Genomic DNA, 25,718 nt, shown 5'->3' on the forward strand with positions numbered 1-25,718 from the left:
ATGGCCATGCCGCTCCGTCAGTCCATCCGGGTCGGGACCTACCTCATCGAACAGAAGCTCCGCAAGCGGGACAAGTTTCCGCTGATCGTCGAGCTGGAGCCGCTCTACGCCTGCAACCTCGCGTGCGAGGGCTGCGGAAAGATCCAGCACCCGGCGGGTGTCCTCAAGCAGCGCATGCCGGTCGCACAGGCCGTCGGCGCGGTCCTGGAGTCCGGCGCGCCCATGGTGTCCATCGCGGGCGGCGAGCCCCTGATGCACCCTCAGATCGACGAGATCGTGCGCCAGTTGATGGCGAAGAGGAAGTACGTCTTCCTGTGCACCAACGCGGTGCTGCTCCGCAAGAAGCTGGACAAGTTCACGCCCTCGCCGTACTTCGCGTTCGCCGTGCACATCGACGGCCTGCGTGAGCGGCACGACGAATCCGTCGCCAAGGAAGGCGTGTTCGACGAGGCGGTGGCGGCCATCAAGGAGGCCAAGCGGCGCGGTTTCCGCGTCACCACCAATTCGACCTTCTTCAACACCGACACACCGCAGACCATCATCGAGGTGCTCAATTACCTCAACGACGACCTCCAGGTCGACGAGATGATGATCTCGCCCGCGTACGCGTACGAGAAGGCCCCCGACCAGGAACACTTCCTCGGCGTCGAGCAGACCCGCGAACTCTTCAAGAAGGCCTTCGCCGGCGGAAACCGGCGCCGCTGGCGCCTCAACCACTCGCCGCTCTTCCTGGACTTCCTCGAAGGAAAGGCCGATTTCCCCTGCACGGCCTGGGCCATTCCCAACTACTCGCTCTTCGGCTGGCAGCGCCCCTGCTATCTGATGAGCGACGGATACGTCCCCACGTACCGCGAACTCGTCGAGGACACCGACTGGGACAAGTACGGCCGCGGAAAGGACCCGCGCTGCGCCAATTGCATGGCGCACTGCGGCTACGAACCCACCGCCGTCCTCGCCACCATGGGGTCCCTCAAGGAGTCCCTGCGTGCGATCAGGGAGACAGTCTCCGGGAACAGCGCGTGAGAGCGGGGAAGGAGAGCGGGCGATGAGCGGCGAGTTCGACCTGCGGGCGCTGCTGGCCGAGCGCGGCGGCGAGCGGTACGAGCTGCACGCCCGCTACCTCAACCACCAGCTGCCGCGCATGCTCCACACCATCGGCTTCGACAAGGTGTACGAGCGGGCCGAGGGCGCCCATTTCTGGGACGCCGACGGCGCCGACCACCTCGACATGCTCGCCGGCTTCGGCGTGATGGGCCTCGGACGACACCACCCCGTCGTCCGCAAGGCCCTCCACGACGTGCTGGACGCCCAGCTCGCCGACCTCACCCGCTTCGACTGCCAGCCGCTGCCCGGACTCCTCGCCGAGCGGCTGCTCGCCCACAGCCCGCACCTCGACCGGGTCTTCTTCGGCAACAGCGGCACGGAGGCCGTGGAGACCGCCCTCAAGTTCGCCCGGTACGCCACCGGGCGGCCCAGGGTCGTCTACTGCACCCACGCCTTCCACGGGCTCACCACCGGCTCCCTCTCCGTCAACGGCGAGAACGGCTTCCGGGACGGCTTCGCCCCGCTGCTGCCCGACACGGCGATCGAGCTCGGCGACCTCGACGCCCTGGAGCGGGAGCTGCGCCGGGGCGACGTGGCCGCCTTCGTCGTGGAGCCGATCCAGGGCAAGGGCGTCCACGAGGCGCCGCCCGGCTTCCTGCGCGCCGCGCAGGAGCTGCTGCACCGGCACGGCGCGCTGCTCATCGCCGACGAGGTGCAGACCGGCCTCGGCAGGACCGGCGACTTCTACGCGTACCAGCACGAGGAAGGGGTCGAACCGGATCTCGTCTGTGTCGCCAAGGCGCTCTCCGGCGGCTACGTGCCGGTCGGCGCCACCCTCGGCAAGGACTGGATCTTCAAGAAGGTCTACTCGTCGATGGACCGAGTCCTGGTGCACTCGGCGAGCTTCGGATCGAACGCGCAGGCCATGGCGGCCGGGCTCGCCGTCCTCGCCGTCATGGAGGACGAGGGGACGGTCGCGCACGCGCGCCGGATCGGCGACCTGCTCTCCGGGCGACTGAAGGAGCTCGTGCCCCGGTACGAGCTGCTCCACGAGGTCCGCGGGCGCGGGCTGATGATCGGGATCGAGTTCGGCCGGCCGTCCTCGCTGGGGCTGCGCGGGCGCTGGACGATGCTCCAGGCGGCCCGCAAGGGCCTCTTCGCCCAGATGGTCGTCGTCCCGCTGCTCCAGCGGCACCGGATCCTCACCCAGGTCTCCGGGGACCACCTGGAGGTGATCAAGCTGATCCCGCCGCTGGTCATCGACGAGGCCGACGTGGACCGGTTCGTCACCGCCTTCACGGCGGTCATGGACGAGGCCCACGGCGGTGGCGGGCTGATGTGGGACTTCGGGAAGACCCTGGTCAAGCAGGCGGTCGCGCAGCGCTGACCGTGCGAAAGCCGAACTTTTGCCTCTGAGGCAAGAAACTTGCCTCAGAGGCACGTTCCTGGCGGAATGGACGCATGGACCACGTCCCCGGGGAAGCCTCCCCGGACCCCGCCACCCCGGGCGTCCCGCCCGACGTCGCCACCTCCGGCGCCCTGCCCGACGTCGCCCCGCAGCTGCGGGCCCTGCGCCGCCGCCGGGGGCTCACCCTGGAGGCCGCAGCCCAGCGGGCCGGCCTCTCGCCGGCCCACCTCTCGCGTCTGGAGACGGGGAACCGGCAGCCTTCGCTTCCGATGTTGCTCGCCCTCGCCCGTATCTACGGTACGACGGTCTCCGAGCTCCTCGGCGAGACGCTGTCCGAGCGCGACCCCGTCGTCCGGGCCGGCCGCTCCGAACCCGTCGAGGCCGACGGCTGGATCTACCGCCAGGTGGGCGGCGCCGGACGCGCCCTGCAGTGCCTGCGGGTCCACGTGCCGTACGCCACCCGGGCCGACATCGTGCGCGTCCACCCGGGCGAGGAGTGGATCCACGTCCTGGAGGGCCGGGTGCGGCTCTCGCTCGGCGAGGCCGTCCATGTCCTCGATCCCGGGGACAGTGCGCACTTCGACTCGCTCACCCCGCACCGGATCGGGGCCGCGACCCCCGGTGGGGCCGAGCTCCTCTTCGTCCACACCCTGATGCAGAGCCCCGTCGCCGAGCTGTGTCTCGGCGACGGGACCCCGCACCGGCGCTGACCCTGCCCGCCTCTTCCAGGAAAGAGACCGAGATGTCCGAGAAGTCACGAACCGTCACTGGCGAGGAGCGCGGGGAAGGCAAGTTCCCCAAGGGTCTCGTCCTCCGCCTCTTCGCCTATCTGATCGCCGGGCACCTCTTCGCAGGCTTCCTCTACCTGCTCTTCATGCTGGGCGGGCAGAACCAGTAGATCCCGCTCAGGCCTCGGTGAGGAGCCGCTCCCGCAGGCGCTCGCGGGTCTCCGGAGAGAGCTTCAGACCCTCCGTGAGGTAGGCGTCCACCGAGCCCCAGGTCGCCTCGATCGTCTCGAAGGCGCCCCGCAGGTACTCCACCCGCGCGTCGAACAGCGGGCTCAGCAGCTCCATCACCTCGGGCGACATCGCGTCCGGGTCGGTGGAGCTGCGGCGCACCTTGTAGCGGCGGTGCGGGGCGTTCGACTTCACGTAGTCGGCCTCGATTGCCTCCCGCTCGACCCCGAGGGCGAGCAGGGTGATCGCGATGGACAGCCCGGCGCGGTCCTTGCCGGCGGCGCAGTGCATCAGGGCGGGGAGGCTGTCCTCCGCCATGGAGTGCAGGACCCGGCTGTGCTCCTCGGTCCGCTCGACAATCATCTTCCGGTACGAGTCGGACATTCGGGTCGCGGCCTTGCCGTCGCCGAGGAGCTCCCGCAGTTGCTCGATGTCGCCCTCGCGGACCAGCTTCCAGAACTCCTTGCCCGCGGCCGGATCGCTGAGCGGTATGTTCACGTTCCGCACGCCGGGGAGGTCCACGTCCTGGCCCTCGACCTTCCGGTCGACCAGGTTCCGGAAGTCGAAGACGGTGTGCAGTCCGAGCGAGTCGAGGAAGACGACGTCCTCCTCGGTGGCGTGGGCGAGGTGGCCGCTGCGGAAGAGGCGGCCGGGGTGCACGGCACGCCCGTCCGTCGTCGGCAGGCCGCCCACGTCCCGGAAGTTGCGGACCTCGGCCAGCTCGGGTTCGTTCGCTTCGATGGGCGGGACCTGCGGCAGCTGCTGCGTCACGGATGCTCCTGATGGTCGACGTTCGGATGCCCGATGCGCGATCGGCTCCGGGGGCAATCATCCAGGTGGGGCCGCGATGACGCACCCCCCTGGACGGGAATGGGGGATCTGTCCGAATTGAGGCGTTGTGTGTAACGCGCCCTGTTTACGGGCGAGATGGGCCCGAGCGCGTGAGCAGGGTCATAGAAGTGACGGATCGTGGCCGTCGGCCCGGAGCAATTGCCGTACGGAAAAAGGAGATCGAGGGCCCGTCATCCACGGAGGGTGACCGGAATTCCGGGTGAAAGGCCGTACGGGGAAAGCCGTTGGAAATCATTGGCTTGTTCGCGCAGACCCCGCTCGTCTAGCGTCACCGTCAATCCGGTCGGACCGCCGAATCCTGCCACCGTCCGGAATTCCACTCATCCCATGCGTGGCAGGAGCGGGGGACCCAGGAAGTACGCCGGTCCCGCGACGCAGGACGGCTTGGGGTGAAGCCGCGTGAGAACGCGGCCGGGCATCTCCAGTCCGAACCCGACAGCTCACCTCGCAGGCGCCGGAGAGGAATTCGCCATGCCCGCGAAGGGTAAGCACCGCCGCATCAAGTCCAACCGCCTCACCCGCGGAATCGCCGCCGCCGGTACGGGAGGCGCCGTCGTCGCCCTCCCGCTCCTCGGTGCCACCGGCGCCCACGCCGCCGAGCAGGCCGCCCCGGCCACCGCTCCCGGCCAGGCCGTCACCGCCGCCGCCCAGGTGAAGGCCCCCGCCTCCGCCAAGGCCGCGCCCACCACCACGAAGGCCGCGCCGAAGACGTACTCCGTCGTGCGTGGCGACTACCTGTCGAAGATCGCCGCCGAGCACGACCTCACCGGTGGCTGGAAGAAGCTGTACGCGGACAACCGCCAGGTCGTCGGCGACAACCCCTCGCTCATCCTGCCGGGCATGAAGCTCACCCTCGGCGCCAAGAGCACCGCCAAGGCCGCCGCGCCGAAGAGCACCGCCAAGGCCGCCGCCCCCAAGAGCTCCGCGAAGAACGGCGACACCGCGCGCGCCTCCCGGAGCAGCGAGCGCGCCGCCGCCCCGGCCGCGAGCACCCAGTCGTCCGGCTCCTCCTCGTCGGCCGGCGCGACCTCCGCCTCCGGCTGGTTCGCCCCCGTCAGCGGCGGCATGTCCACCCCGTACCGCGCCGCGGGCTCGATGTGGTCCTCCGGCTACCACACCGGTGTCGACTTCATGGCCTCCACCGGCACCACGATCGTCGCGGTCGGCCCCGGCACCGTCTACTCCGCCGGCGACGGCGGCGCGTACGGCAACCAGGTCGTCATCCAGCACGCCGACGGCACCTTCTCGCAGTACGCCCACCTCTCCTCGATCTCCGTCTCCGCCGGCCAGACCGTGAGCGGCGGAGAGCAGATCGGTCTCTCCGGCGCGACCGGCAACGTCACCGGACCGCACCTGCACTTCGAGATGCGCACCGGGCCGGAGTACGGCTCCGACATCGACCCGATCTCCGCCCTGCGTTCGCACGGCGTGAACATCTGACGCCCCGTCGTCACTCGGGGGCCCGGCACGCAGGCGTGCCGGGCCTCCGGCGTGTTCCCGCTCTATTCCGGCTTGGCAAATTCTTTATCGGTGGCATATGTCACCCAGCGTCAACCCCTCCTTACGGTCGCGTAGGTCACATCCGAAAGGGAAGGATGTGCTCCCGTGGCAGACGATTCGAGATCAAGAGACAAGAACGCATTCGGGTCGTACGCGGCGATCGGTGACAGCTTCACCGAAGGTGTCGGAGACCCCGGGCCCGACGGGACGTACGTCGGCTGGGCGGACCGCTTCGCGGTGCTGCTCGCCGACCAGCTGCCGGAGCACGACGGCTTCCGCTACGCCAATCTGGCCGTACGCGGACGCCTCCTCGACCAGATCGTGGCGGAACAGGTCCCCCGGGCGAAGGAACTCGCCCCCGACCTGGTGACCTTCTGCGCCGGCGGAAACGACATCATCCGCCCCGGCACGGACCCCGACGACGTCGCCGAGCGCTTCGAGCGGGCCGTCGCCGATCTGACCTCCGCCGTCGGCACCGTCATGGTGACCACCGGCTTCGACACCCGCGACGTGCCCGTGCTCAAGCATCTGCGCGGCAAGATCGCCACCTACACCGCCCACGTCCGCTCCATCGCGGACCGCTACGACTGCCCGGTCCTCGACCTGTGGTCCCTGAAGTCCGTGCAGGACCGGCGCGCCTGGGACGACGACCGGCTGCACCTCTCGGCCGAGGGACACACCCGGGTGGCCCTGCGCGCCGCCCAGGTCCTCGGCCTTCCGGTGCCGGCCGACCCGGACCAGGCGTGGCCGCCGGAGCCCCCGCGCGGCCCGCTGGAGGTGCGGCGCGACGACATCCACTGGGCGAAGGAGTACCTCGTGCCGTGGATCGGGCGCCGGCTGCGGGGCGAGAGCTCCGGCGACCACGTCGAGGCGAAGCGCCCCGACCTCATGCCCCTGTAGTTCCGGGGCCGGCCGGCGGGTGTACGACGGCGGGGATCCGCTCCAGGACCCCGCCGGCGAACACGTCGTACAGCGGCAGCGTCTCCAGGTGGACGTAGCCGATGTGACAGTCGCAGAGGGCGAGGGGGCAGGCGCGGGGGCGCAGGGCGGAGCGGTACGAGCCGTCGTACAGGTTCCCCAGCTCGGCCTTGACGAAATGGCAGCGCCGCACCGTCCCCTCGCCGTCCACCGAGATCACCGACTCCCCGGTCCGGCAGGGCAGCCCCGCCGAGCGGTGCGGATGACGGCTGTACGGGAAGAGCGGGTCGATCCCCGTCCACTCCGCGGCCTCCGCGTCGGTGTACGTGTGCCCCTCCGCCGCGTTCACCCAGAGGTAGACGTGCGGCGGCAGTTCGGCCCGCAGCCGCCGGGCGTGCTCCGCGTGCTCGGGAAGCCCGACGACGCCGACACTGAAGCGGACGCCCCGCTCGGTCAGCTCCCCGCACTTGGCGAGGAAGCGCTCGTACGGCGTCTGCCCGGGGTGGTACGTGCACCAGAGCGCCACGCTCTCCGGGTCCGCCTCCGCCAGCCAGTCGGTCCGGCAGCTCAGATTGGTCTGGATCGCGACCCGCTCGACGTGCGGGAGGCGGGACAGCTCGACGAGCGCCCGCCGGTACCAGGAGCGGACCAGCCCCTCGCCCCACGGGGTGAAGAGGATCCGCAGCCGGTCCCCGGTCTGCGCGGCGGCCCAGCCGGTGAACCGTTCGAGCGCTGCCCGGTCGGCGCGCAGCTGCTCCCGGCTGTCCCGGCGCTTGGCGAAGGGACAGTAGGGGCAGTCGAAGTCGCAGGAGGAGAGCGGCCCGCGGTAGAGGAGCGTCAGGTCCATGTGCGCCCTCTACTTCGGCTCGTACGCGGCCATCGCGGCCCGCACCGAGGAGGAGAAGAGCTCGGGGCCGAGGCCGTCCGAGTGGGCGAGCCCCTCCGGCGACAGCCGCACGAGCCCTTCCGGTGCCCCTTCGTCCAGCCAGCCCAACGCCTCGAACCGGCCCAGTTCCGCCGGGAAGTCCACGAACGGCGAGGTACCGAACCGCTCCTCGTAACCGGCGACCGGCATGCCCTCGGCCTGGAGCAGCGACTGGAGCAGATGGCGGCGGCGGGCCTCGTCGGCGTCGACCCACCGGCCGACCTCGGCCCGTGAGAAGTCCGCGGTCTCCGTGTAGGCGTCGATGATCGTGCGTATCTCCCGCATGTCGACCGCGTAGTCGAAGGAGTAGTGGAGGGCCGAGGTGTACGAGCGGGCCCCGCAGCCCAGGCCGATCATCCCGTCCGTCTGACAGGCGTAGTCGTCGGGGCCGAGCGGTGCGGCGTCCGTCCGCCGGAACATCCGCATCGACACCTGCTCGTAGCCGTGCGCGAGGAGGTGGTCCCGGCCGCACCGGTAGAGGCGCAGTCGCTGCTCGTCCCACTCCCGGTCGGCGGCGGGGGAGATCCGGCCGAGACCGGTGAGCGGCCGGACGTACAGCGGATAGAGGTACAGCTCCTCCGGGCGCCAGGCGAGTGCGGCGTCGAGCGAGGAGCGCCAGGACTCCTCGGTCTGGCCGTCGATGCCGTAGATCAGGTCGATGTTGAGGACCGGGACGCCGGTGTCCCGGATCCGGCCGAGCGCCGATTCGACGTCGGCGCGGCGCTGCGGGCGGACGGCGGCCCGTGCCTCGGCCTCCACGAAGCTCTGCACCCCGATGCTGAGCCGGGTCGCGCCCCGATCGGCGAGCAGGGCGAGGCGGTCGGCGGTCGCCGTCGCGGGCGAGGTCTCCACGGAGAGCGGCACCGCCCGCAGATCCACCCCCATCCGCTTCTCGGCGATGTCGCAGAGCCGCTCCAGCTCGCCGGCGGTGAGGAAGGTGGGCGTGCCGCCGCCGAACGCGGCCGTCGCGAACCGCACGGGAGCCTCGTCGCCGAGGGCCTCGCGGACGGCCGTGGCCTGGCGGTCGAGGGCGTCGAGGTAGCGCGTGGTCAGCTCGTCGGGGGCGCCGATCCGGGTGAAGAGGTTGCAGAAGCCGCAGCGGACCTCGCAGAACGGGATGTGCGCGTAGAGGGAGAGCGCGTCCTTCGGCTCGTCCCGCCAGAGCGCGGCGAGGGAGGGCGCCGGGTCGGGGAGCGGCCGGTACGCCGTCTTGTGCGGATAGGCGTAGACATAGCTCCGGTACGGACGCGGGACGGTGCCGTCGCTCATGCCACGGCCTCCCGCTCCGGGCCCGCGAGCTCGAACTGCGCGTACGGGACGGTCCACACGACCTCGTGGCCGAGCCGGTGCCCGGTGTGGCCGTCCTCCCCGTACGCGGTGCCGTGGTCGGAGCAGACGATCGCGAAGCACGGGCGGCGGCTGCTCATCGCGGCGAAGAGCCGACCGATGTGCCGGTCGACGTACTCGAGGGCGGCCGCGTGGGTGGCCCGGGAGTCGCCGGCCTCGCGGGTGGCGTCCGGCAGGTGGAACCAGTTGGGCTGGTGCAGGGCGGACACGTTGACGAAGAGGAAGAGCCGCCGCTCGTGCGGGAGACCGGCGACGACCTCCTCGGCGCGGGTCACCTGGGACTCGAAGGAGGTCGGGGAGGCGACACCGAACGCGGGCTCCCAGTGGCTCTCCTGAAAGAGGCCGGGGAGCACGGAACCGAGCGGCGGCTGCTTGTTGAAGAAGCCGACGCCGCCGACGCAGACCGTCCGGTAGCCCTCGCCCGCGAGAGCGGACACGAGGTCCGGGGTGTCGTGGACGTAGGTGCCGTCGGCGGTCGACTCACTGCCCGCGAAGCGCGCCGCGAACAGGCGCGGGTGTGGGCCCGGAGTGGCCGGGGTCGGCAGGAAACCGGCGAAGATCGCCTGGTGGGAGGCGTAGGTGAAGCTGCCGGGCGCGTGCCGCCGCTCCCAGACGCCGCCGGGCAGATGACGGGCCAGGTTCGGGATGCGGCCCTCGGCCGCGAGCTCGACCGCCACGTCGTACCGCAGCGTGTCGAGGGTGACCAGGAGCAGATCGTGGCTCCCGACGATCGTGTTCATGTCGGGCTGGTTCACGCGGTGCTCGTTCCTGTGGTGCGGGTGATGCGGGTGGTGGTGTGCGGGGTACGGCTGTCCGGGAACTGGGCGGCGACCTGGGCCGCGTACGTGTCGAGGCCCTCGGCACCGCTGCCGGGCAGGCCCGTGAGGCCCGGCAGCAGATCGCCGAACGCGTTGACCTCGCCCACGGCGAAGCGGCGCCAGCCCGTGGCGGGCAGCAGGTCGACGCCGACGCACCGGGTACCGGGGAAGACGGCGGCGGCCCGCTCGCACACGTCGAGCGCGTCCGACCACCGGGCGCCGGCCCCGGCGATCGCGGCCCGGGCCGCGTCGAGGTCGCCCCGGGTGCCGCCCAGATGCAGATTGGTCATGGGGGAGCGGCTGGTGCGCAGCACCGCGTGGGTGGCCCGGCCGTCGATCACCACCACCCGCAGGTCGGCCGCCCGGCCGCCCTGGGCGGCCTTGGGCAGCCACCGCTCGACGTGCAGACCGTCCGGGGCGAGGGCGTCCACGATCGCGGCGACCTCGTGCTCGCTCGTGTAGCGGCGGACCCGAAGGGAGTTGAAGAGGGGCCCGTCCGGCCCGCGCTCCACCGAGGTGGTGGCTTGGACCCGGCCGGCGGCGTTCGTCTCGACCGCGAGCACTCCCGAAGCGGAGGAGCCGTGCGCGAGCTTCACGAAGAACCGGCGCAGACCGGACTCGGCGGTCAGGCACTTGACGTCCTCCCAGCCGCGCACGGCCGGGGCGGAGGGACCGGAGGTCGGCGACTCGGGCACCGCCACCCCGGCCGCGTGGAGCAGGCCGTGGCTCAGCCGCTTGTCGAACAGGGCCGCGAGCTCGGTGGGGTCGTCCACGAGAACAGCGCCCGCCTCGGTGACCGACCGGGCGAGATCCGCGGTGGCGGCGACGAACCGCTCGTACCAGCGGCCGGTGCCCTCGACCCGGGCCGGATCGTCGACCTCCCGAAGGAGCCGGTCGGCCTCCGGATCCTCCCCGGGCGAGTCCAGGCGTACGGTCTCGCCCTCCGCGAACCGTGCCCGGCCGTGCAGGACCTCGGGCCAGGACACCACCCGCGCCTCGGGCAGCCCGGCGGTCCGCAGCGCGTCCTGGAAGAACGCGACGCGGCGACCCGCCGGATCGCCGACGACCACGAGGCGCGGGCGGGCGGTCATTCGGCGACCGCGACGTACCGCCAGACCCGGCCGTCCTCCTCGTCGTCCGCCTCCTGCGGGTCGTCGAGGTCGACGACCACGCCGTGCGGGGCGAGCGCGGCGAGCACGCGCGAGCGCATGTCCTCCGACAGGTAGTGGTGGGAGAGGTCGAGGTGAGTGAGGTGGGTCAGCGGCTGTCCGTCGAGCAGGGCCGCCGCGCCCTCGTCCGTGAGGACGCCCATCGACAGGTCGAGCCGCTCGATCCGGGCGAGGACGGGGGCGCCCGCCACGGCGGCTGCCACGGCGTCCTGGATCACGCTGTTGCGCAGCCCGAGCGAGCGAAGGGCGGGGAACGCCGCGCCCGAGAGCAGCGGCGCGAGGTCGTCCGCCGTGCTGTCGCCGCCGTACTCGTCGGTGCCGAGCCAGAGTTCCAGCTTCTCCAGGGCGGGCAGGTCACTGCCCACGATCCCGCGAACGACCTCGGCACCCAGACCGCCGGTCTCCACGACCAGGCTCTCCAGACCGGTGTGCCGGATCGAGGGGAAGACGAGGTTCGTGCCACCGCGGACCCCGAACTCCCGCAGGGCCGGGTAGGCGGCGAGCAGCGGGGTCACATCGGACTGGATGATCCAGGAGATCTCGCAGTCCTCGCCCGCCATGTCGCCGAGGAAGACCGCCTCCAGGGTGGTGAACCGGTTGTTGGCGGCGATGAGCGCCGTGACGATGTCGGCCGACGAGTTCTCGTACGCCTCGTCCCAGCCGCCGACGACCAGGGCGCGCACCCGGCCCACGTCGACCGTCTTCAGGAACCGCTCGAACCGCGCACCCCACTGCTCGTCGTCGTCCTCGCAGTAGGTCGGCGAGGAGAGCCGCCAGGCGACGGCCGCGGCGTCGGGCAGCTCGATCTCCGTGTCCGTGTCCGGGAAGTGGAACACGGGCAGGCCGTGGAATTCCTCGATGTAGTGGCCAACGGTCATGACTGCGCTCCCGGCAACGGACGGCGTGGATCGGCTGATCCCAAGAGTTCTACCAAGCGGCACCGACAGCGCCCGCCGGTGGGTGGGCCTCCAGGGTGAGCGGGGTCGATTGTCAGACCCGGCCTCTAGCGTCGTTCTCGTGTTCGGCCGCACCGCGCCGAACGGGGAGGGGAGAGCCATGTACCGGCAGGGAGACGTACTGATCGCGCCCGTCGCGGAGACGGCCGTTCCGGAGCGGGTGAAGACGGTGGCGGGGGAGCCGAGGGACGCCCGGGGGCGCCTGGTCCTCGCCCTCGGCGAGGTGACCGGCCACGCCCACGCGATTCCCGGCCCCGGCCGACTCGTGCGGGAGCCGGGGCCCTTCGGCCCTTTCCTGCTCGAACTGCCCGAGGGCGGCCGGGTGGTGCACGAGGAGCACGCTCCGATACCGCTGCCCAAGGGCTGGTACCGGGTGGTGCGCCAGCGGGAGTACGTGCCCGGGGCGTACCGGATCGTCGCGGACTGACCGAGAGAATCCCTGGGGGCTTCCACATGAACCACGCCGACATGAACCACACCACCGCACAGGACAAGTGGCGGTCCGTCGCCGCGGCCACCGGGCCCGCCGACCGCGCCGCCGCGGAGGCCGGCGTCCGGCTCGCCTACCGCACGGCCGGCCTGGCCGAACCCGCGCGCGTGCTCTGGGCGGACTCGCCGCTCGCGGCCGTCGCGCTCGTACGGGGGCTGAGCGATCAGGGCCGTTCGGTACGGGACGAGGTGCGCACCCGGCCGTGGGCCGAGGAACGGCGCCGACTCCACGACGCCCTCGGCCCGGCGGGCTGGGCGGCCCACTGGCAGGCGACCGGGGCCCACCTCTGGGACCTCACCCGAAGCCTGGCCGACCGGATACGGGCGGGGGTGACGGAGGCCGCCACGTCGGCCGGCTCCGTGACGCCGGCCGACTCCGATGCGTCCGAGTCCGCCTCGTCCGGCACCGCCTCGTCCTCGCGAGCGGCCACCGCCGTGCGGCTCGTGCTGCTCGACGCGGTGCTGGGTCAGCACGACGCCGCCTGGCTCGCCGCCTTCGACGGTCAGGGGGACCGTCTCGCGGGCCTCGCCGTCGTTGCCGGACACGCGGGCTGGTGGTGGCCGTACGAGAACGTCGCCGTGGTCTGCGAGCGGCCCGTGGAGCTTCACCGGGACGAGGCGGGGCGCCTCGACCGGGGCGACGGCCCCGCGCTCGCCTTCGCCGACGGATTCGCCCTGCACGCCTGGCGGGGCATGCCGGTGCCCGCCGAGTTCCTCGCCGGTCTCGCAGGCCTCACCCCGGAGCGGATACGGCAGGAGGAGAACGCCGAACTGCGGCGGGTGATGCTGGAGTACTACGGCTACGACCGCTACCTCGCCGCCTCGGGAGCCCGGCACCAGCACCGCGACGAGACCGGTGTCCTGTGGCGCATCGAGCTGGACGACGACGAGGACGTGGCGATGGTCGAGGTGGTCAACTCGACGCCCGAGCCCGACGGCAGCCACCGCACGTACTGGCTCCGGGTCCCGCCCGCGACCCGGACCGCGCGAGAGGGCGTCGCGTGGACCTTCGGGCTGCACCCCGACGCGTACGAGCTGCTCGTCCAGACCTGAGCGCGTGATCCGGGAGTGGGCGGCGCGGCCGGTCCGGAGGGTGACTGGTACGGAGAGGTGAAGGGGGCCGACGGTCAGGAGTGGCGTACGGGAGGCGGCGGCGCCGGGTGCTGGGATGTGGCCGCCGGAGCCCCGGCACCCACCCTCGAAGGGACCGCCTGTGACGATCCGCCGGCCCAGCGCCGCCCGTACCGTTCGTCTGCTCGCCGCCACCGCCGTGCTCGGCGGTCTGCTCGTCGGCACCACGGCCCCCGCACTGGCCGCCGCGCCCGAGCGGACGGCCCCGCGTGCCGTCCGGGCGGAGGCGCCCGCGACGGTCACCGTCACCGGTCACGGCCGCGCGGCCGCCGCGCCCGATCTGGCGATCCTGTCCGTCGGGGTCGAGGCCACCCGCAAGACCGCGAAGGAGGCCATGGCCGCGCAGAAAACCGCCGCCGAGGCCCTCCTCGCAGTGCTGGACAAGCAGGGGATCGCCGAGCGGGACATCCGTACCGACAGCCTCTCCCTGTCCCCGGTCTACACCCAGAACGCCGCGGGCGAGAGCAAGGTGACCGGGTACCAGGCCGGGCAGTCCTTCTCCGTGAAGGTCCGGGAGATCGACCGGGCCGGGCAGGTCATCGGCGCCGTCAACGACGCGACCGGGGACTCCGTCCGGATCAACGGGGTCGTCTTCGACGTCGCCGACCCGTCGGCGCTGCGGGTGAAGGCACGGGAGGCCGCCTACCGGGACGCCTACGACAAGGCGGCGCAGCACGCGCGGCTCAGCGGCCACGAGCTCGGCCGGCTGGTCTCGCTCAGCGAGGGTGAGTCCGCGCGCCCCGGCCCCGGCGCCGTCGGCGCCATGCCCGCGGACGAGGCGAGCGTCCCGCTGGCGCCGGGCGAGATCGAGGAGCAGGTCACGGTCTCGGCGGTCTTCGAGCTGGTCTAGGGGCCGACCGGACCGACGGGGCCGATCGTCTCCCTCTCCGCCCCTGCCACCGGCGCGGTCTCCGTCTCCGTCTTCAGATCCGAGAAGGGGGCGGGGAGCCCGGCCGGGTCCCCGTCCTCGTGCGGCAGGTTCAGTTCCCGGGCGAGGGCGGCGTCGGCCCAGCGGAGCATCGCGGTCCGCGAGAGGGAGCCGGCGTAGGCCGTCGTCTGGACCGCGAGGCCGTCGAGGAAGGCGGTGAGCCGCCAGGCCGCCGCGGCCGGGTCCGTACAGCGGAACTCCCCGGCCTCGGCACCCTCCGCGATCACCCGGGTCAGCGCCGCCTTCCACTCCTGGTCGAGGGAGGCGGCGACCCGGCGCAGTCCGGGGTCGCGCAGGGAGGCCGCCCAGCCCTCGATCCAGAGGCGCCAGCCCTTGGCCTGTCCGGTCGGCGCGTACCAGCGCACCGCGGCGCGGAGTCGTCGTACGGCGGTGGAGCGGCGCCCGAGGAGTCGGCGCAGATGGGCGAGGTCGGCCTCGGCGGCGTGGGCGAAGGCCGCGGCGACCAGTTGTTCCTTGGACGAGAAGTGGTAGAGCACCAGGGCGTTGCTCACCCCGAGCGCGGAGGCCACGTCGGCGATCCGGACGGCCGCGACCCCGCGCGCCTCGATCTGCTCGACGGCGGCCCGCAGCAGCTCCTCCCGCCGCTCGGCCACGCTCAACCGCACTCTCGCCACGCCACGCAGCCTACACAGCACATGACGCGAGCATGATTGTCAACGGCTCCGGAGTGTGGCCGCATCAGTACCAGCCGTAGCGTTCGGCGATCTGCGGCAGTCGCTCCTCCACGAGCGCGTGCGCCGCGGCGCGCGGGCTCGTGCCGTCCGCCGCCGCCCGGTCGAGCATCCCGCCGACGAGCGTCCGCATCGCCGTGCGCACCCGGTCGAAGGACTGGTCGGCGTCGGCCTCGATGTCGCCGAAGAGCGTCCACCACCACCAGGCGTTGGTGCAGGAATTCACGACCACGTCGGGCAGCACCGTGACCCCGCGCGCGGCGAGGGCCTCCTCGGCCTCCGCACGGACCGGCATGTTGGCCGCCTCGGCGATCCAGCGGGCCGTGATCCGTCCCTGGTTCCCGGCGTCGATCGCGTACGACACGGCCGCCGGGACCAGGACCTCCGCCTCGGCCGTGAGCCAGGCGTCCCCGGGCTCCTCACGGTCCCCGGGGCGCAGCGCGGAGCGGTCGACGGCCCCGTGGGCGTCGCGGGCCGCGAGCAGTGCCTCGACGTCGAGGCCGTCGGGGTTCACGATCGTGCCCCGGACGTCGGCCACGGCCACCACCCGCAGCCCGGCCCGTGCCAGGAACCGGGCGGTCGCCCCGCCCATCGTGCCGAGGCCCTGCACGGACACCCGGGTCCCGGCGTACTCCCGGCCGGCCCGGTCGAGGGCGACGAGCACGGACTCGGCGACCCCGAGACCGCCCACCAGCTCGTCGAGGCCGATGCCGTCGACCTCGATCGCGAAGGCGTCGGCGAGCCGCTTCCGGGCCGCCGCCTCGTCCTCCAGGAGCGGGTACACGGCCTGCACCGAGGAGACGAGGCCCGCCTCGGCCACGGCGCGGTCCACCAGGTCCTGGGTGAGCCCCAGGTCCTCCCCGGTGGTCCAGAACCGCTCGACGTACGGCCGCATCGCCCGCAGATAACGCACGAGCACGCCGTACGCCTCGGGGGAGCGGGGGTCGCAGTCGATGCCCCCCTTGGCGCCGCCCAGTGGGACGTACCGGCCCTTCGGGTCGTAGTGCAGGGCCTCCTTCATGGTCATCCCGCGGGCGAGTCCGGCGACCTCCTCCGCCGTGCACCCCTCCCGCATCCGCAGACCGCCGCTGGCCACTCCGCGCACCAGCCGGTCGATCACCAGGTGGCCCCGGCGGCCGGTCACGTGGTCGGTCCAGCCGACGGAAAGCAGGGGGGCGGTACTCATCGGGCATCTCCTCGGGAGGACGGTCCGGCCGCCCTCGGCGAGGGTAGCCATACTGAATGGTGGTTCAGTATGGCCGACCGTCCCGACCGTTCGCCGCGCGGTCCGCCCATAATGGAACGACCCCCAGAGATCAGGAGGTCCTGTGACCGGTACCGGCTCCGACCGTTCGCCGCGGGCCCGGCTGCGCGCGCTGCGCCCCGAGTCCTTCGGCGCGGACCCCACGGGCGAGCGCCTCGCCCGTATCCACCGCTCGCCGAACTTCGCGGACGGGATCTTCCAGAACCCCGAACCTGCCCGACGCGGCCCCTCCGGCTCCAGTGTCGAGTTCGCCAAGATCTACTTCGACAAGGAAGGCCGTTCGCGCCGCGCCCCCACCGGCACGATCCCCGTCCACCCCACCACGGTCGCCGACCTGGCCAGGCCCCCGGCCACCGGCCTGCGTCTGACCTGGATGGGGCACTCCGGCGTCCTCGCCGAGATCGACGGCCACCGGGTCCTCTTCGACCCCGTCTGGGGCGAGCGCTGCTCCCCCTTCCCCTTCGCCGGCCCCAAGCGGCTGCACCCGGTGCCCGCGCCCCTCGCCGCGCTCGGTCCGGTCGACGTCGTCGTGATCTCGCACGACCACTACGACCACCTCGACCTGCCGACGATCAAGGCGCTCGCCACCACCGACACCGTCTTCGCGGTGCCGCTGGGCGTCGGCGCGCACCTGGAGCGCTGGGGGGTGCCCGCCTCCCGCCTCCGCGAGCTGGACTGGAACGAGGCCACCGAGATCGGCGAGCTGCGGCTCACCGCCACCCCGGCCCGGCACTTCTGCGGCCGCGGACTGCGCAACCGGCAGATGACGCTCTGGGCCTCCTGGGTGGTGACGGGACCCTCCCACCGGATCTTCCACAGCGGGGACACCGGATACTTCTCCGGATTCAAGGACATCGGCGCGGCCCACGGCCCCTTCGACGCCACCATGATCCAGATCGGTGCCTACTCGGAGTTCTGGACCGACATCCACATGACCCCGGAGGAGGGCATGCGGGCGCATCTGGACCTCCAGGGCGGCGGTCCCGCCGGGGTGATGCTGCCGATCCACTGGGGCACCTTCAACCTCGCCCCGCACCCGTGGGCCGAACCGGGGGAGGGCACCGTCGAGGCCGCCGCCGGAGCCGCCCAGCGGATCGCCCTGCCCATCCCGGGCGAGCCCTTCGAGCCGGGCGCCGAGCAGGTGCCGGACAGCCCCTGGTGGCGTCCGGTCGCCCGGGTCCCCTCGGGTGGCTGGGCAGCTCCGGCTCTCACCGACGGTAATCGGTCACTCACCGGCGTGTCGGACGGGAACGCGGACGCGAACACGGCCGCGAACGAGGACGTGGACGCCGGGTCGACGTCCGGCGAGCCCGGCACGGACGCCGGCCGCGGGGCACCGGAGGCGGCACGGACCCCCTGAGGGCCGAGCGGACCGGTCGGTCCGCACCCCGCCCGGGGATTCCGGTCGGGGGCGATTTCCGAAGAGGGCGGAGGCGTGGGAACGCCTCCGCCCTCTTCCGTTCCCGGCGCTCGACGCCCCTTCCCCGTCGCGACGTCGACTTTCGGCCGAAGCTTCTCGGCCTGTTGCGGAAGAGGTGATACCAGAGCGGGCGGCTCTACGGGTAAGTTTGCCAACTGCGCACCGCACATGAACGGTTGACGACTACAGTGTGTGGTTGGTGATCATCGGTAGGCTCATCGCAGTCATGTCGTCCACCATGTGAACCACCCCCGCAGGACCCCTTGCAAGAACCCCCGTAACACCCTTGCAAAGCCCCCGAGTCCACCCCCTCAGCACACTTCGCACCACGCCGAAGCACACCCCCGCAGTACGCCGATTCCTGGGCACGTACGTACCAAGGACACTCATGTCTCAACTTCGCGCACCCGCCTCGCGGTCCGATCGACGCGAGGGCGGGCGGCACGGCCGGTCAGGCGCCCGCCCCGCCCCCGGTACCGGTAGCAACCCCCCGGCGCAGTCCCCCGCGTCGCACACGACAGAAGCCCGCATACGCCCCCAACTCCTCCGCACCTCCGTGCTTCCCGCCGTCGCGGTGGCACTGGGCGGAGCCGCGGCAGTGCTCTTCACCATCCGCTCCACCGGCGCCACGCCGACGCCCGGCCTCTGGGCCGCGCTCACCGGCGCCGCCGCCCTCACCGTCGCCTCGGTGACGGCTGCCGCGCTCGGCGCGGACAGGGCCGCCAAGGCCGTCCTCGACCGCTGCAACACCCTGCGCCGCACCAGCAGCAACAGCCAGGGCGAACTGCGGACGATCGTCGAACAGTTGCGCAAGGGCGAGGGCATCGCGCCCCGCCCCGCGCTGCCGACCGGCACCGCGTCCGGCGACGAGTTCGACCTGCTCTCGCAGGAGCTGACGCGTTCTCACGAGGCCGCCGTGGCAGCCGTCGTGCAGGCGTCCCGGCTCTCCAGCAGCGTCGGCAACGAACAGAAGGTCGAGGTCTTCGTCAACCTCGCCCGGCGCCTGCAGTCCCTGGTCCACCGCGAGATCCAGCTCCTCGACGAACTGGAGAACGAGGTCGAGGATCCGGAGCTGCTCAAGGGGCTGTTCCACGTCGACCACCTGGCCACCCGCATCCGCCGGCACGCCGAGAACCTCGCCGTGCTCGGCGGCGCCATCTCCCGCCGCCAGTGGTCGAACCCGGTCACCATGACCGAGGTGCTGCGCTCCTCGATCGCCGAGGTCGAGCAGTACCCGCGTGTGAAGCTCGTACCCCCGATCGACGGTACGCTCCGGGGCCATGCCGTGGCCGACGTCATCCACCTCCTGGCCGAACTCGTCGAGAACGCCACGCTGTTCTCCGCGCCGCACACCACGGTGCTGCTCCGCGCGCAGTACGTCACGGCCGGCCTCGCGATCGAGGTCGAGGACCGCGGACTCGGCATGCCCGTCACCGAGCAGAACAAGATGAACGCCCTGCTCGCCGACCCCGACCAGGTCAACGTCGCGCATCTGCTCCAGGACGGCCGTATCGGACTCTTCGTCGTCTCGGCGCTCGCCCGCCGCCACGGCATCGCCGTACGCCTGCAGTCCAACATCTACGGCGGAGTCCAGGCCGTTCTCGTCCTCCCGCAGGGCCTCCTCGGCGCCGACCCCGAGGGTCTCGCCCAGCACGAGCGCCAGGCCGCCGCGACCGCCGGTTCCGCCGCGGTCCCGCCGAACCAGGTGCAGATGCAGCCCCAGCCGACGGCGCAGTCGCAGGCGCCGTCGCAGCCCGCGCCCGTGGTCACCGCCCCGATGACGGCCCCGGCGCCCATGACGGCGCCCATGCCGGCGCCGGCCCCCATGACGGCTCCGATGGCCCCGGCACCGGCCCACCCCTACGCGCCCGTCCCCGCGGCCATGGGCACGACGGCCCCCACCGGACTCGTCCCGCAGCCCGTGCCTCAGTCGGCACCTCAGTCGGCACCGCACTCCATGCCGCAGTCCGCGCCCTCCCCGGAGCGGACCGCCGTCCGCCACGAGAAGACCCACGACCCGCTCACGCACCCCCGTACCACCGAGCGGTCGAACGGGTACGCGGACTCCGGCCGTACGCCCGCGATACCGGCCCAGGCGGCCGGCGGCGCACACCCGGGCCCCCCGGCCTCCCTCATGTCGCCACTCCCCCCGGCGGCGCCCGAGCCCAACGGCCGGCCCGTGCTCCCCAAGCGGCGCGCCCAGGAGCACATCGTCCCGCAGCTGCGCGACGAGCCCGTGGCCCGCAAGCCCGAGGAGCACGCCCTGCACGACCCCGGCTTGATGGCCGCGTTCCAGCGCGGCATCGGTCTCGCCGAGTCCCAGCCCGCCCCCCATGAATCGCTGCGTCCAGGCGACGCGCACAAGGAGTAGACACCATGGCGAGCAATGTGCCGACCGGCCATTCCTCGGATCTCGACTGGCTGCTGAGCGGCCTGGTCCAGCGGGTCCCGTACACCCGCAACGCCGTTCTGCTCTCCTCCGACGGCCTCGTGAAATCCGTCCACGGTCTCGACCCCGACGCCGCCGACCACATGGCGGCCCTCGCCTCCGGGCTCTACTCGCTCGGCCGGAGCGCGGGCGCCCGGTTCGGCGACGGCGGCGAGGTGCGCCAGGTGGTCGTGGAGCTCGACTCCACCCTCCTGTTCGTGTCCACCGCGGGCTCCGGCACCTGCCTGGCCGTCCTCGCCGGGCGCGAGGCGGACGCCGCGGTCCTCGGGTACGAGATGGCGATGCTCGTCAAGAGCGTCCGGCCGTACCTGGTCACCCCCGCCCGGCAGGCAGCCGGAGCGGTGGGCGGCATCGGCCAGTGAACGTGACGACCCCCCAGGAAGGGCCCTGGCTCGACGACGCGGCCGGCCGGCTGATCCGCCCGTACACCGTCAGCGGTGGCCGGACCAAGCCGACCACCGCACTGGATCTGCTGTCCATGGTGATGGCGACCGGGTCGTCACCCCAGACCCACATGGGCCCCGAGCACAGCCTGGCCCTCGGGCTGTGCGACGGGCCCACCTCGGTGGCCGAGATCGCGGCACACTTACGGCTCCCCGCCGTGGTGACCAAGGTCCTGCTCTCCGACCTCGTGGACTGCGGGGCGCTCACCGCCCGCGCTCCCCGGTTCCACGCCAACCCAACCGACCGTTCCTTGCTGGAGGCAGTGCTCGATGGCCTACGACAGCGGCTCTGAGCGCCACGACAGTCTCGCGACCGACCCGTTCCCCACCGCGCTCAAGATCCTGGTGGCGGGCGGCTTCGGCGTGGGCAAGACGACCCTCGTGGGCGCGGTCAGCGAGATCGAACCCCTGAGCACCGAAGAGCTGCTGACCTCGGTCAGCGCCGCCACCGACAGCCTGGAGGGCGTGGAGTCCAAGACCACGACCACCGTCGCCATGGACTTCGGCCGCATCACGCTCGACGACCGCCACGTCCTCTACCTGTTCGGCACCCCCGGCCAGGAGCGCTTCTGGTTCATGTGGGACGAACTCTCCGAGGGCGCGCTCGGGGCGGTCGTCCTCGCCGACACCCGCCGGCTCCAGGAGTGCTTCTCCGCCGTGGACTTCTTCGAACGACGGGGCATCCAGTTCGTCGTGGCGGTCAACGAGTTCGACGGCTCCTTCCGCTACGAACCGGACGAGATTCGGGCCGCGCTCGACCTCAAGCCGGAGGTGCCGGTCGTCCTCTGCGACGCCCGGATCTCCAGCTCCGGCATCCGCACCCTGCTGACCCTCGTCCAGCATCTGCTCACCACCATCCCGGCCGCCGTGCCGAGCTACGGAGCCACGCCATGACGTACGACCCCACCGGTCACCTCCTGCTGACCCCCGTCGACAAGGACGCGCCCGCCCGTGTGCAGCGGCTGCGCGAACTCGGTCTCGGGGAGCGGCCGGAGCCGGCGTTCGACGAGTTCGCCCACCGCCTCGCGGACGTGACCGGCGCCCCGTTCTCGATGGTCAACTTCATCGACGAGAACCGGCAGTTCTTCGCCGGCCTGCACACCCCCGAGGGCACTCACTCCGGCAGCGACCTGGGCGCGGCCGCAGCGGGCGCCGGCGGCGTCGGCCGCTTCATGGCCCGCGACCACGGCTACTGCCCGCACGTGGTGGTGCGGCGCAAGGCGCTCGTCCTGGAGGACGTCTGCGACTACCCGCGCTTCGCGGGGAACCCGGTCGTGGACGAGATCGGCATCCGCTCCTACATGGGGGCGCCGCTGATAGACCGCACCGGTGTCGCGCTCGGCACCATCTGCGTGGTCGACACCGACGTCCGGCCGTGGGGGCGCGCCGGTCTTGAGACGATCAAGGCGATGGCGGCCGAGCTGATGGAGCAGATCAACCGTCGCGAGGACGGCATGTTCTGACCGGCGTATCCACGACCGGCGCGTCTCCGACCGTCAGCCTCTGACCGTCGTATCCGAGATGCCCCGACATGCCGGGAGCCCCGGTGCGGCGATGGCCGTACCGGGGCTCCTGGCGTATCGGGGGGCGACGCGTCAGGCGTGCACGGGCTCCGGCTCCGGTGTGCGGACCAGCTCGGAGAGGCGCTCCGACCAACTGCCCTTGTCCTGGCCGAGGGCGACCTCGGCCAGCCGGAGCAGCTGGATGTCGGAGGTGCCGGCCGGGGCGAAGATGTGGTGGGCGTCGCGGAGGTACCGCTCGATGGCCCGGTCCGTGAAGAGACCGGCGGCGGCGTGGATCTCCATGGCGTTACGACCGGAGTCGATCGCCGACTCGACATTCACGAGCTTGGCGTTCATCAGCTCGGTGTCGCAGGAAAGCCCCTGGTCGAGCAGGTGCACTGCGTGGTACGCGGCCAGCCGGGCGGTCATGAGACGGGACTGCATCTGGCCCAGCTTCAGCTTGACCGTGGGGAGGTCGTGGAGCGGCTTTCCGTACCGGATGCGCTCGGAGGCGAAGCGGGTGGTCTCCTCCAGGATCGCCTGGTGGATGCCGAGCGATACGGCGGTGAGGTTGGCCCGCCCGTACAGGACGCTGGAGGAGTACGCGACGGAGAGGCCGTCGCCCTCGTCGCCGAGACGGTTGGCGGCCGGAACCCGGCAGTTCTCGAAGATCAGCTCGCCGAAGCTGAAGCCGTGGAGCCCCATGGCCGGTTGCTGCGGTCCGGTCCTGAACCCCGGGCGATCGGATTCGACCAGGAATGCGGTGAGGCCCTTCGAACCGGGACCGGTCCTGACCACGACACCGTGCAGATCGCCGACGTGGCTGTTGCCGACGTAGACCTTGCTGCCGTTGAGGATGTAGTCGTCGCCGTCCCGCACCGCGCTGGCGGTCATGCCGAGGACATGACCACCGGACTCGGGCTCGGTGACCGCGATGGTCGGCAGGCACTCACCGGCGGCGATGGCCGGAAGCCAGGTCTTGCGCTGCTCGTCGCTGCCGAAGTGGACGATCTTGGCGGTGCCCAGCTGTGAGGCCTGGACCATGGCGCCCATGGCGCCGCTGACCCGGGACAGCTCCTCGATGATGATGGTCTTGGCCAGGTGACCGGCGCCCATGCCGCCGTACTCCTGGTTGATGGTGGCGCCCAGCCAGCCCTGCTCGGCGATCAGCCGTGACAGCTCGTGATGGACCGTCCGGGACGCCTCCATCTCGGCTATCCGTGGCCGAACCTCACGCTCTGCGAAATCGCGCACCGTCTCCCTGAGCTGATGATGCAGTCGACTGCTGAAGTAGCCGTCCATCCGGAGTACCTCTCCTGCGAAACGCCTGATCGGTTGTCCGGTCAGGTGGTGCATCGGCGGTGGCCCCGTCGCGTACAGGCCGACCCATTCATGGTGTTGATCTTTCTGGGACGGAGCAATATCGCCACGATTTTTGTCCGAAACCCGAGTGGTTGACGATGGAACCTGACTGTGTTTCGCGTGGTCTTGGCCTACTCGGCCCGATCCGAGCGGCATTCCGCTTAGGCGTATTCCTGCCACGTCCCCCCGGCGGCGAGGGCGCCGAAGCAGGGCCATGAGAGCGACCGGTACGCCACATGAGCGGCTTCATGACCGATTCCGGAAGTCTTCCCCTCTTCTTCCTGTACGGCTGGTGCCCCCCTCCGCCCCACCGGACCCCGCGTTCGCCCTCCAGGGGGAGGCGCGCGAGCACGCGCCCCGGCGCACAGAAGCGTCACGGAGAGTGAGTGCTCCGCTCCGCGCGCACGCCCGTCTCCGGGTGCCGGGAAAGGGTTCGTGACCACCAGGGAAAGTGCGGTATTGTTCTCATGCGCGTCCAGCCGGGGGAAACCCCAGGTCAGACGGGCAACGGGACGTGGCGCAGCTTGGTAGCGCACTTGACTGGGGGTCAAGGGGTCGCAGGTTCAAATCCTGTCGTCCCGACCATGCGGAAACGCAGGTCGGAGGCCGTTCTCTCGTGAGCGAGAGGGCGGCCTTTCGTGCGTTCCAGGCCTTGGTGGTCGCAGTGTGGTCGCATGCCCCGTCCGGGGCTGGTTCGCCGTGCTGCTGGTGGCGGGCGGTGCGGGGGAGCGGAGCCGGCCGAGGGCTTCGCGGAGACGGTGGAGGTGGTCGCGCGGTGGTCGCAGCCACGCGGGCCGGTCCGAACGGATAGCCGTCTGCTGGGCTCCGCTGAGGACGTGGTCGATGGTGTCGACGGCCTGATGCGCTGCCTGTTGGGTGAGGTGGCTGTAGAGGTTCGCGGTCGTCGACAGGGTGGAGTGCCGCAGCGTCTTGGAGACCACGGTGAGCGGGACGCCGGCGGAGATGGTGATCGTGGCGGCGAGGTGGCGCAGGTCGTGGACCGTGACCCGGGGGACGCCCGCTTCCTCGGACAGCCGGTGGAGTTGGTCGAGCACCAGATGCGGTCCGAGCGGGCGGCCGTCGGGTCGGCAGAAGACCAGCCCCGCGAACGGATCGTCGGGGTCGCCGCGAAGAGCTGGAGCGGATCGAGCCCGGCGGCGGAGCGCGGTGGCGACGCGGGGTGAGATGGCGATCCAGCCTCTGCTCGACCGGGTCTTCGGTGTCGTGAGAACGAGGCGGTTGTTGTCGACGGCGGAGAGCGTGCAGCGGATGTAGAGCACGCCCTGGTTGAGGTGGACGTCGTCCCAGTGCAGGCCGAGGGCTTCGCCCTTGCGCATGCCGGTGCCGATGAGGACCTCGAACAGATCGGCCATCTCCGGGTCGGCCTCGTGGCAGTGGGTGAGGAAGCGGGCCGCCTCCTCTGCGGTCCAGATCCGCCGCTCCGGCGACGGCGGTCGACGCAGGACCGGGGGAGAGGCCGGGTTGTGGGGGAGGCGGTGCTGGCGGACGGCGTCGCCGAGCGCGCTGGAGAGGGTGGCCAGGCACCGATACAGGGTGGTGCGGCCGCGGCCGGCGGCGAGCTGGCCGGTGACGAAGGCCGCGATGTGGCGGTGGGCGAGCTGGTCGAGCTTGAGGGTGCCGAACGCGGGGACGAGGTCGTTGCGCACGTAGTCGCGGTACCGGGCCATCGTCGTCGGCTTCAGCACGAGCGCCTTCGCCGCCAGCCACGCGTCCAGGTAGGCGGCGACAGTCTGGTTCGGGTCCGCATCGAACCCGCCGGCCGCACCCTCAAGGAACCGCCGCAGTGCCTCTTCGGCCGCATCCTGACTGGCGAAACCACCCCGGCGCACCGTCGACCTGCGGTGACCCGGGGCAGGGACGTCGACGGCGAAACCCCACGTCCCGTGGGTACTGTCGGTGAGCAGATGAGGACAGCGGGCACCGACCTGGTGACGCTGGGGGTCCCTGCAACCACAGCGACGGTAGATGCGGCCGCGGCCGACGCTGGTTCGCATGGCGATCGCCTCCACGAGGCGGAGATGGGCCTGACATCCTCAGCCTGCGACCACACGCGACCACCACGCCTGTCGGCGAGGTCGTGACCAGCAATTCTCCCTTGTCTGTGCGCCAAGGGACCCGCAGACG

25 protein-coding genes, 1 tRNA gene and 1 riboswitch are annotated in these 25,718 nt (G+C 71.8%); of the genes, 16 read left to right on the forward strand and 10 right to left on the reverse strand.

The window, feature by feature from the left end; all coding sequences use genetic code 11:
• The 4 genes from hpnH to OG514_RS26220 all read left to right on the forward strand — a co-directional run bounded on the left by hpnH (position 1) and on the right by OG514_RS26220 (position 3,350).
• Positions 1 to 1,023, forward strand: coding sequence for an adenosyl-hopene transferase HpnH (gene hpnH, locus OG514_RS26205; RefSeq protein WP_266898889.1), 1,023 nt, complete (start codon positions 1 to 3; stop codon positions 1,021 to 1,023).
• 22 nt (positions 1,024 to 1,045) lie between these two features.
• Positions 1,046 to 2,431, forward strand: a complete 1,386-nt coding sequence (locus OG514_RS26210; protein WP_266898891.1) for an aspartate aminotransferase family protein — start codon at positions 1,046 to 1,048, stop codon at positions 2,429 to 2,431.
• A 74-nt stretch (positions 2,432 to 2,505) separates the two neighbouring features.
• A complete protein-coding gene (locus OG514_RS26215; protein WP_266898893.1) occupies positions 2,506 to 3,162 on the forward strand; it encodes a helix-turn-helix domain-containing protein in 657 nt (218 codons plus the stop codon).
• A 32-nt stretch (positions 3,163 to 3,194) separates the two neighbouring features.
• Positions 3,195 to 3,350, forward strand: coding sequence for a DUF6126 family protein (locus tag OG514_RS26220; RefSeq protein WP_266898894.1), 156 nt, complete (start codon positions 3,195 to 3,197; stop codon positions 3,348 to 3,350).
• Positions 3,351 to 3,357: 7 nt separating this feature from the next.
• Here OG514_RS26220 and OG514_RS26225 read toward each other — a convergent pair whose 3' ends face one another.
• Positions 3,358 to 4,179 (reverse strand): tyrosine-protein phosphatase, encoded by an 822-nt coding sequence (locus tag OG514_RS26225; RefSeq protein WP_266898895.1) that lies wholly within the window; start codon positions 4,177 to 4,179, stop codon positions 3,358 to 3,360.
• Positions 4,180 to 4,539: 360 nt separating this feature from the next.
• Positions 4,540 to 4,727, forward strand: a riboswitch (cyclic di-AMP (ydaO/yuaA leader).
• Between the two features lie 4 nt (positions 4,728 to 4,731).
• Between OG514_RS26225 and OG514_RS26230 the strand changes: the two genes are divergently transcribed.
• Both OG514_RS26230 and OG514_RS26235 read left to right on the forward strand, forming a co-directional pair.
• A complete protein-coding gene (locus OG514_RS26230) occupies positions 4,732 to 5,700 on the forward strand; it encodes a LysM peptidoglycan-binding domain-containing M23 family metallopeptidase (protein WP_266898896.1) in 969 nt (322 codons plus the stop codon).
• Positions 5,701 to 5,865: 165 nt separating this feature from the next.
• A complete protein-coding gene (locus OG514_RS26235; RefSeq protein WP_266898898.1) occupies positions 5,866 to 6,660 on the forward strand; it encodes an SGNH/GDSL hydrolase family protein in 795 nt (264 codons plus the stop codon).
• Here OG514_RS26235 and OG514_RS26240 read toward each other — a convergent pair.
• From OG514_RS26240 to OG514_RS26260, 5 genes are read right to left on the reverse strand one after another with little or no spacing between them, the layout of a single operon-like run.
• On the reverse strand, positions 6,647 to 7,525 hold the full coding sequence (locus tag OG514_RS26240) for an STM4011 family radical SAM protein (protein WP_266898900.1): 879 nt from the start codon (positions 7,523 to 7,525) through the stop codon (positions 6,647 to 6,649). The two genes, OG514_RS26235 and OG514_RS26240, sit on opposite strands and share 14 nt — an antisense overlap.
• Before the next feature lie 9 nt (positions 7,526 to 7,534).
• On the reverse strand, positions 7,535 to 8,872 hold the full coding sequence (locus tag OG514_RS26245) for an STM4012 family radical SAM protein (protein ID WP_266898902.1): 1,338 nt from the start codon (positions 8,870 to 8,872) through the stop codon (positions 7,535 to 7,537).
• Positions 8,869 to 9,690: an STM4013/SEN3800 family hydrolase gene (locus OG514_RS26250; RefSeq protein ID WP_266900969.1), complete on the reverse strand. Its 822-nt coding sequence runs from the start codon at positions 9,688 to 9,690 to the stop codon at positions 8,869 to 8,871. Before OG514_RS26250 ends, OG514_RS26245 begins: the two co-directional genes overlap by 4 nt.
• A gap of 11 nt (positions 9,691 to 9,701) precedes the next feature.
• A complete protein-coding gene (locus tag OG514_RS26255) occupies positions 9,702 to 10,859 on the reverse strand; it encodes an STM4014 family protein (RefSeq protein ID WP_266898904.1) in 1,158 nt (385 codons plus the stop codon).
• A complete protein-coding gene (locus OG514_RS26260) occupies positions 10,856 to 11,815 on the reverse strand; it encodes an STM4015 family protein (RefSeq protein WP_266898906.1) in 960 nt (319 codons plus the stop codon). The genes OG514_RS26255 and OG514_RS26260 overlap by 4 nt, the downstream gene beginning before the upstream one ends.
• A 178-nt stretch (positions 11,816 to 11,993) precedes the next feature.
• Between OG514_RS26260 and OG514_RS26265 the strand changes: the two genes are divergently transcribed.
• The 3 genes from OG514_RS26265 (at position 11,994) to OG514_RS26275 (ending at position 14,363) form a co-directional block, all read left to right on the forward strand.
• Entirely contained in the window at positions 11,994 to 12,320 is a 327-nt protein-coding gene (locus OG514_RS26265) for a hypothetical protein (RefSeq protein WP_266898908.1), read from the forward strand.
• 26 nt (positions 12,321 to 12,346) lie between these two features.
• Positions 12,347 to 13,435: a DUF6745 domain-containing protein gene (locus tag OG514_RS26270; protein WP_266898910.1), complete on the forward strand. Its 1,089-nt coding sequence runs from the start codon at positions 12,347 to 12,349 to the stop codon at positions 13,433 to 13,435.
• A 160-nt stretch (positions 13,436 to 13,595) separates the two neighbouring features.
• A complete protein-coding gene (locus OG514_RS26275; protein ID WP_266898912.1) occupies positions 13,596 to 14,363 on the forward strand; it encodes an SIMPL domain-containing protein in 768 nt (255 codons plus the stop codon).
• Here OG514_RS26275 and OG514_RS26280 read toward each other — a convergent pair.
• Complete coding sequence (locus OG514_RS26280) at positions 14,360 to 15,076, reverse strand: TetR/AcrR family transcriptional regulator (protein ID WP_323181609.1); 717 nt, start codon at positions 15,074 to 15,076, stop codon at positions 14,360 to 14,362. The genes OG514_RS26275 and OG514_RS26280 overlap by 4 nt on opposite strands.
• Positions 15,077 to 15,140: 64 nt before the next feature.
• Positions 15,141 to 16,319, reverse strand: coding sequence for a Glu/Leu/Phe/Val dehydrogenase dimerization domain-containing protein (locus OG514_RS26285; protein ID WP_266898914.1), 1,179 nt, complete (start codon positions 16,317 to 16,319; stop codon positions 15,141 to 15,143).
• A 142-nt stretch (positions 16,320 to 16,461) separates the two neighbouring features.
• Between OG514_RS26285 and OG514_RS26290 the strand changes: the two genes are divergently transcribed.
• From OG514_RS26290 to OG514_RS26315, 6 genes are all read left to right on the forward strand, one after another.
• Complete coding sequence (locus tag OG514_RS26290) at positions 16,462 to 17,757, forward strand: MBL fold metallo-hydrolase (RefSeq protein WP_266898916.1); 1,296 nt, start codon at positions 16,462 to 16,464, stop codon at positions 17,755 to 17,757.
• Positions 17,758 to 18,205: 448 nt separating this feature from the next.
• Positions 18,206 to 20,188, forward strand: coding sequence for an ATP-binding protein (locus tag OG514_RS26295; RefSeq protein ID WP_266898918.1), 1,983 nt, complete (start codon positions 18,206 to 18,208; stop codon positions 20,186 to 20,188).
• A 5-nt stretch (positions 20,189 to 20,193) separates the two neighbouring features.
• Complete coding sequence (locus OG514_RS26300) at positions 20,194 to 20,628, forward strand: roadblock/LC7 domain-containing protein (protein WP_030313740.1); 435 nt, start codon at positions 20,194 to 20,196, stop codon at positions 20,626 to 20,628.
• A 2-nt stretch (positions 20,629 to 20,630) separates the two neighbouring features.
• A complete protein-coding gene (locus OG514_RS26305) occupies positions 20,631 to 21,002 on the forward strand; it encodes a DUF742 domain-containing protein (protein WP_037637413.1) in 372 nt (123 codons plus the stop codon).
• Positions 20,980 to 21,603: an ATP/GTP-binding protein gene (locus OG514_RS26310; protein WP_266898921.1), complete on the forward strand. Its 624-nt coding sequence runs from the start codon at positions 20,980 to 20,982 to the stop codon at positions 21,601 to 21,603. The genes OG514_RS26305 and OG514_RS26310 overlap by 23 nt, the downstream gene beginning before the upstream one ends.
• Entirely contained in the window at positions 21,600 to 22,172 is a 573-nt protein-coding gene (locus OG514_RS26315; RefSeq protein WP_266898923.1) for a GAF domain-containing protein, read from the forward strand. The genes OG514_RS26310 and OG514_RS26315 overlap by 4 nt, the downstream gene beginning before the upstream one ends.
• A gap of 132 nt (positions 22,173 to 22,304) precedes the next feature.
• Here the strand turns inward: OG514_RS26315 and OG514_RS26320 are convergent, their stop codons facing one another.
• Positions 22,305 to 23,513 carry an acyl-CoA dehydrogenase family protein gene (locus tag OG514_RS26320; protein ID WP_266898925.1) on the reverse strand — a complete coding sequence of 403 codons (1,209 nt, stop codon included), beginning with the start codon at positions 23,511 to 23,513 and terminating at the stop codon, positions 22,305 to 22,307.
• Between the two features lie 568 nt (positions 23,514 to 24,081).
• Here OG514_RS26320 and OG514_RS26325 point away from each other — a divergent pair.
• Positions 24,082 to 24,158, forward strand: a tRNA-Pro gene (locus OG514_RS26325).
• Here OG514_RS26325 and OG514_RS26330 read toward each other — a convergent pair.
• Entirely contained in the window at positions 24,137 to 25,423 is a 1,287-nt protein-coding gene (locus OG514_RS26330) for a site-specific integrase (protein WP_266898926.1), read from the reverse strand. The genes OG514_RS26325 and OG514_RS26330 overlap by 22 nt on opposite strands.
• Positions 25,424 to 25,718: the final 295 nt, after the last annotated feature.

The sequence above is a fragment of the Streptomyces sp. NBC_00572 genome (assembly GCF_026341815.1).
GTDB lineage: Bacteria > Actinomycetota > Actinomycetes > Streptomycetales > Streptomycetaceae > Streptomyces.

What these genes read in the sequence shown, in the direction of transcription:
- OG514_RS26230 (WP_266898896.1), top strand. Translation starts at nt 4,732, where the DNA reads ATGCCCGCGAAGGGTAAGCACCGCCGCATCAAGTCCAACCGCCTCACC.
- OG514_RS26245 (WP_266898902.1), bottom strand. Translation starts at nt 8,872, where the DNA reads ATGAGCGACGGCACCGTCCCGCGTCCGTACCGGAGCTATGTCTACGCC.
- OG514_RS26270 (WP_266898910.1), top strand. Translation starts at nt 12,347, where the DNA reads ATGAACCACGCCGACATGAACCACACCACCGCACAGGACAAGTGGCGG.
- OG514_RS26250 (WP_266900969.1), bottom strand. Translation starts at nt 9,690, where the DNA reads ATGAACACGATCGTCGGGAGCCACGATCTGCTCCTGGTCACCCTCGAC.
- OG514_RS26210 (WP_266898891.1), top strand. Translation starts at nt 1,046, where the DNA reads ATGAGCGGCGAGTTCGACCTGCGGGCGCTGCTGGCCGAGCGCGGCGGC.
- OG514_RS26320 (WP_266898925.1), bottom strand. Translation starts at nt 23,513, where the DNA reads ATGGACGGCTACTTCAGCAGTCGACTGCATCATCAGCTCAGGGAGACG.
- OG514_RS26265 (WP_266898908.1), top strand. Translation starts at nt 11,994, where the DNA reads ATGTACCGGCAGGGAGACGTACTGATCGCGCCCGTCGCGGAGACGGCC.
- OG514_RS26215 (WP_266898893.1), top strand. Translation starts at nt 2,506, where the DNA reads ATGGACCACGTCCCCGGGGAAGCCTCCCCGGACCCCGCCACCCCGGGC.
- OG514_RS26285 (WP_266898914.1), bottom strand. Translation starts at nt 16,319, where the DNA reads ATGAGTACCGCCCCCCTGCTTTCCGTCGGCTGGACCGACCACGTGACC.
- OG514_RS26300 (WP_030313740.1), top strand. Translation starts at nt 20,194, where the DNA reads ATGGCGAGCAATGTGCCGACCGGCCATTCCTCGGATCTCGACTGGCTG.
- OG514_RS26255 (WP_266898904.1), bottom strand. Translation starts at nt 10,859, where the DNA reads ATGACCGCCCGCCCGCGCCTCGTGGTCGTCGGCGATCCGGCGGGTCGC.
- OG514_RS26240 (WP_266898900.1), bottom strand. Translation starts at nt 7,525, where the DNA reads ATGGACCTGACGCTCCTCTACCGCGGGCCGCTCTCCTCCTGCGACTTC.
- OG514_RS26260 (WP_266898906.1), bottom strand. Translation starts at nt 11,815, where the DNA reads ATGACCGTTGGCCACTACATCGAGGAATTCCACGGCCTGCCCGTGTTC.
- OG514_RS26295 (WP_266898918.1), top strand. Translation starts at nt 18,206, where the DNA reads ATGTCTCAACTTCGCGCACCCGCCTCGCGGTCCGATCGACGCGAGGGC.
- hpnH (WP_266898889.1), top strand. Translation starts at nt 1, where the DNA reads ATGGCCATGCCGCTCCGTCAGTCCATCCGGGTCGGGACCTACCTCATC.
- OG514_RS26310 (WP_266898921.1), top strand. Translation starts at nt 20,980, where the DNA reads ATGGCCTACGACAGCGGCTCTGAGCGCCACGACAGTCTCGCGACCGAC.
- OG514_RS26315 (WP_266898923.1), top strand. Translation starts at nt 21,600, where the DNA reads ATGACGTACGACCCCACCGGTCACCTCCTGCTGACCCCCGTCGACAAG.
- OG514_RS26220 (WP_266898894.1), top strand. Translation starts at nt 3,195, where the DNA reads ATGTCCGAGAAGTCACGAACCGTCACTGGCGAGGAGCGCGGGGAAGGC.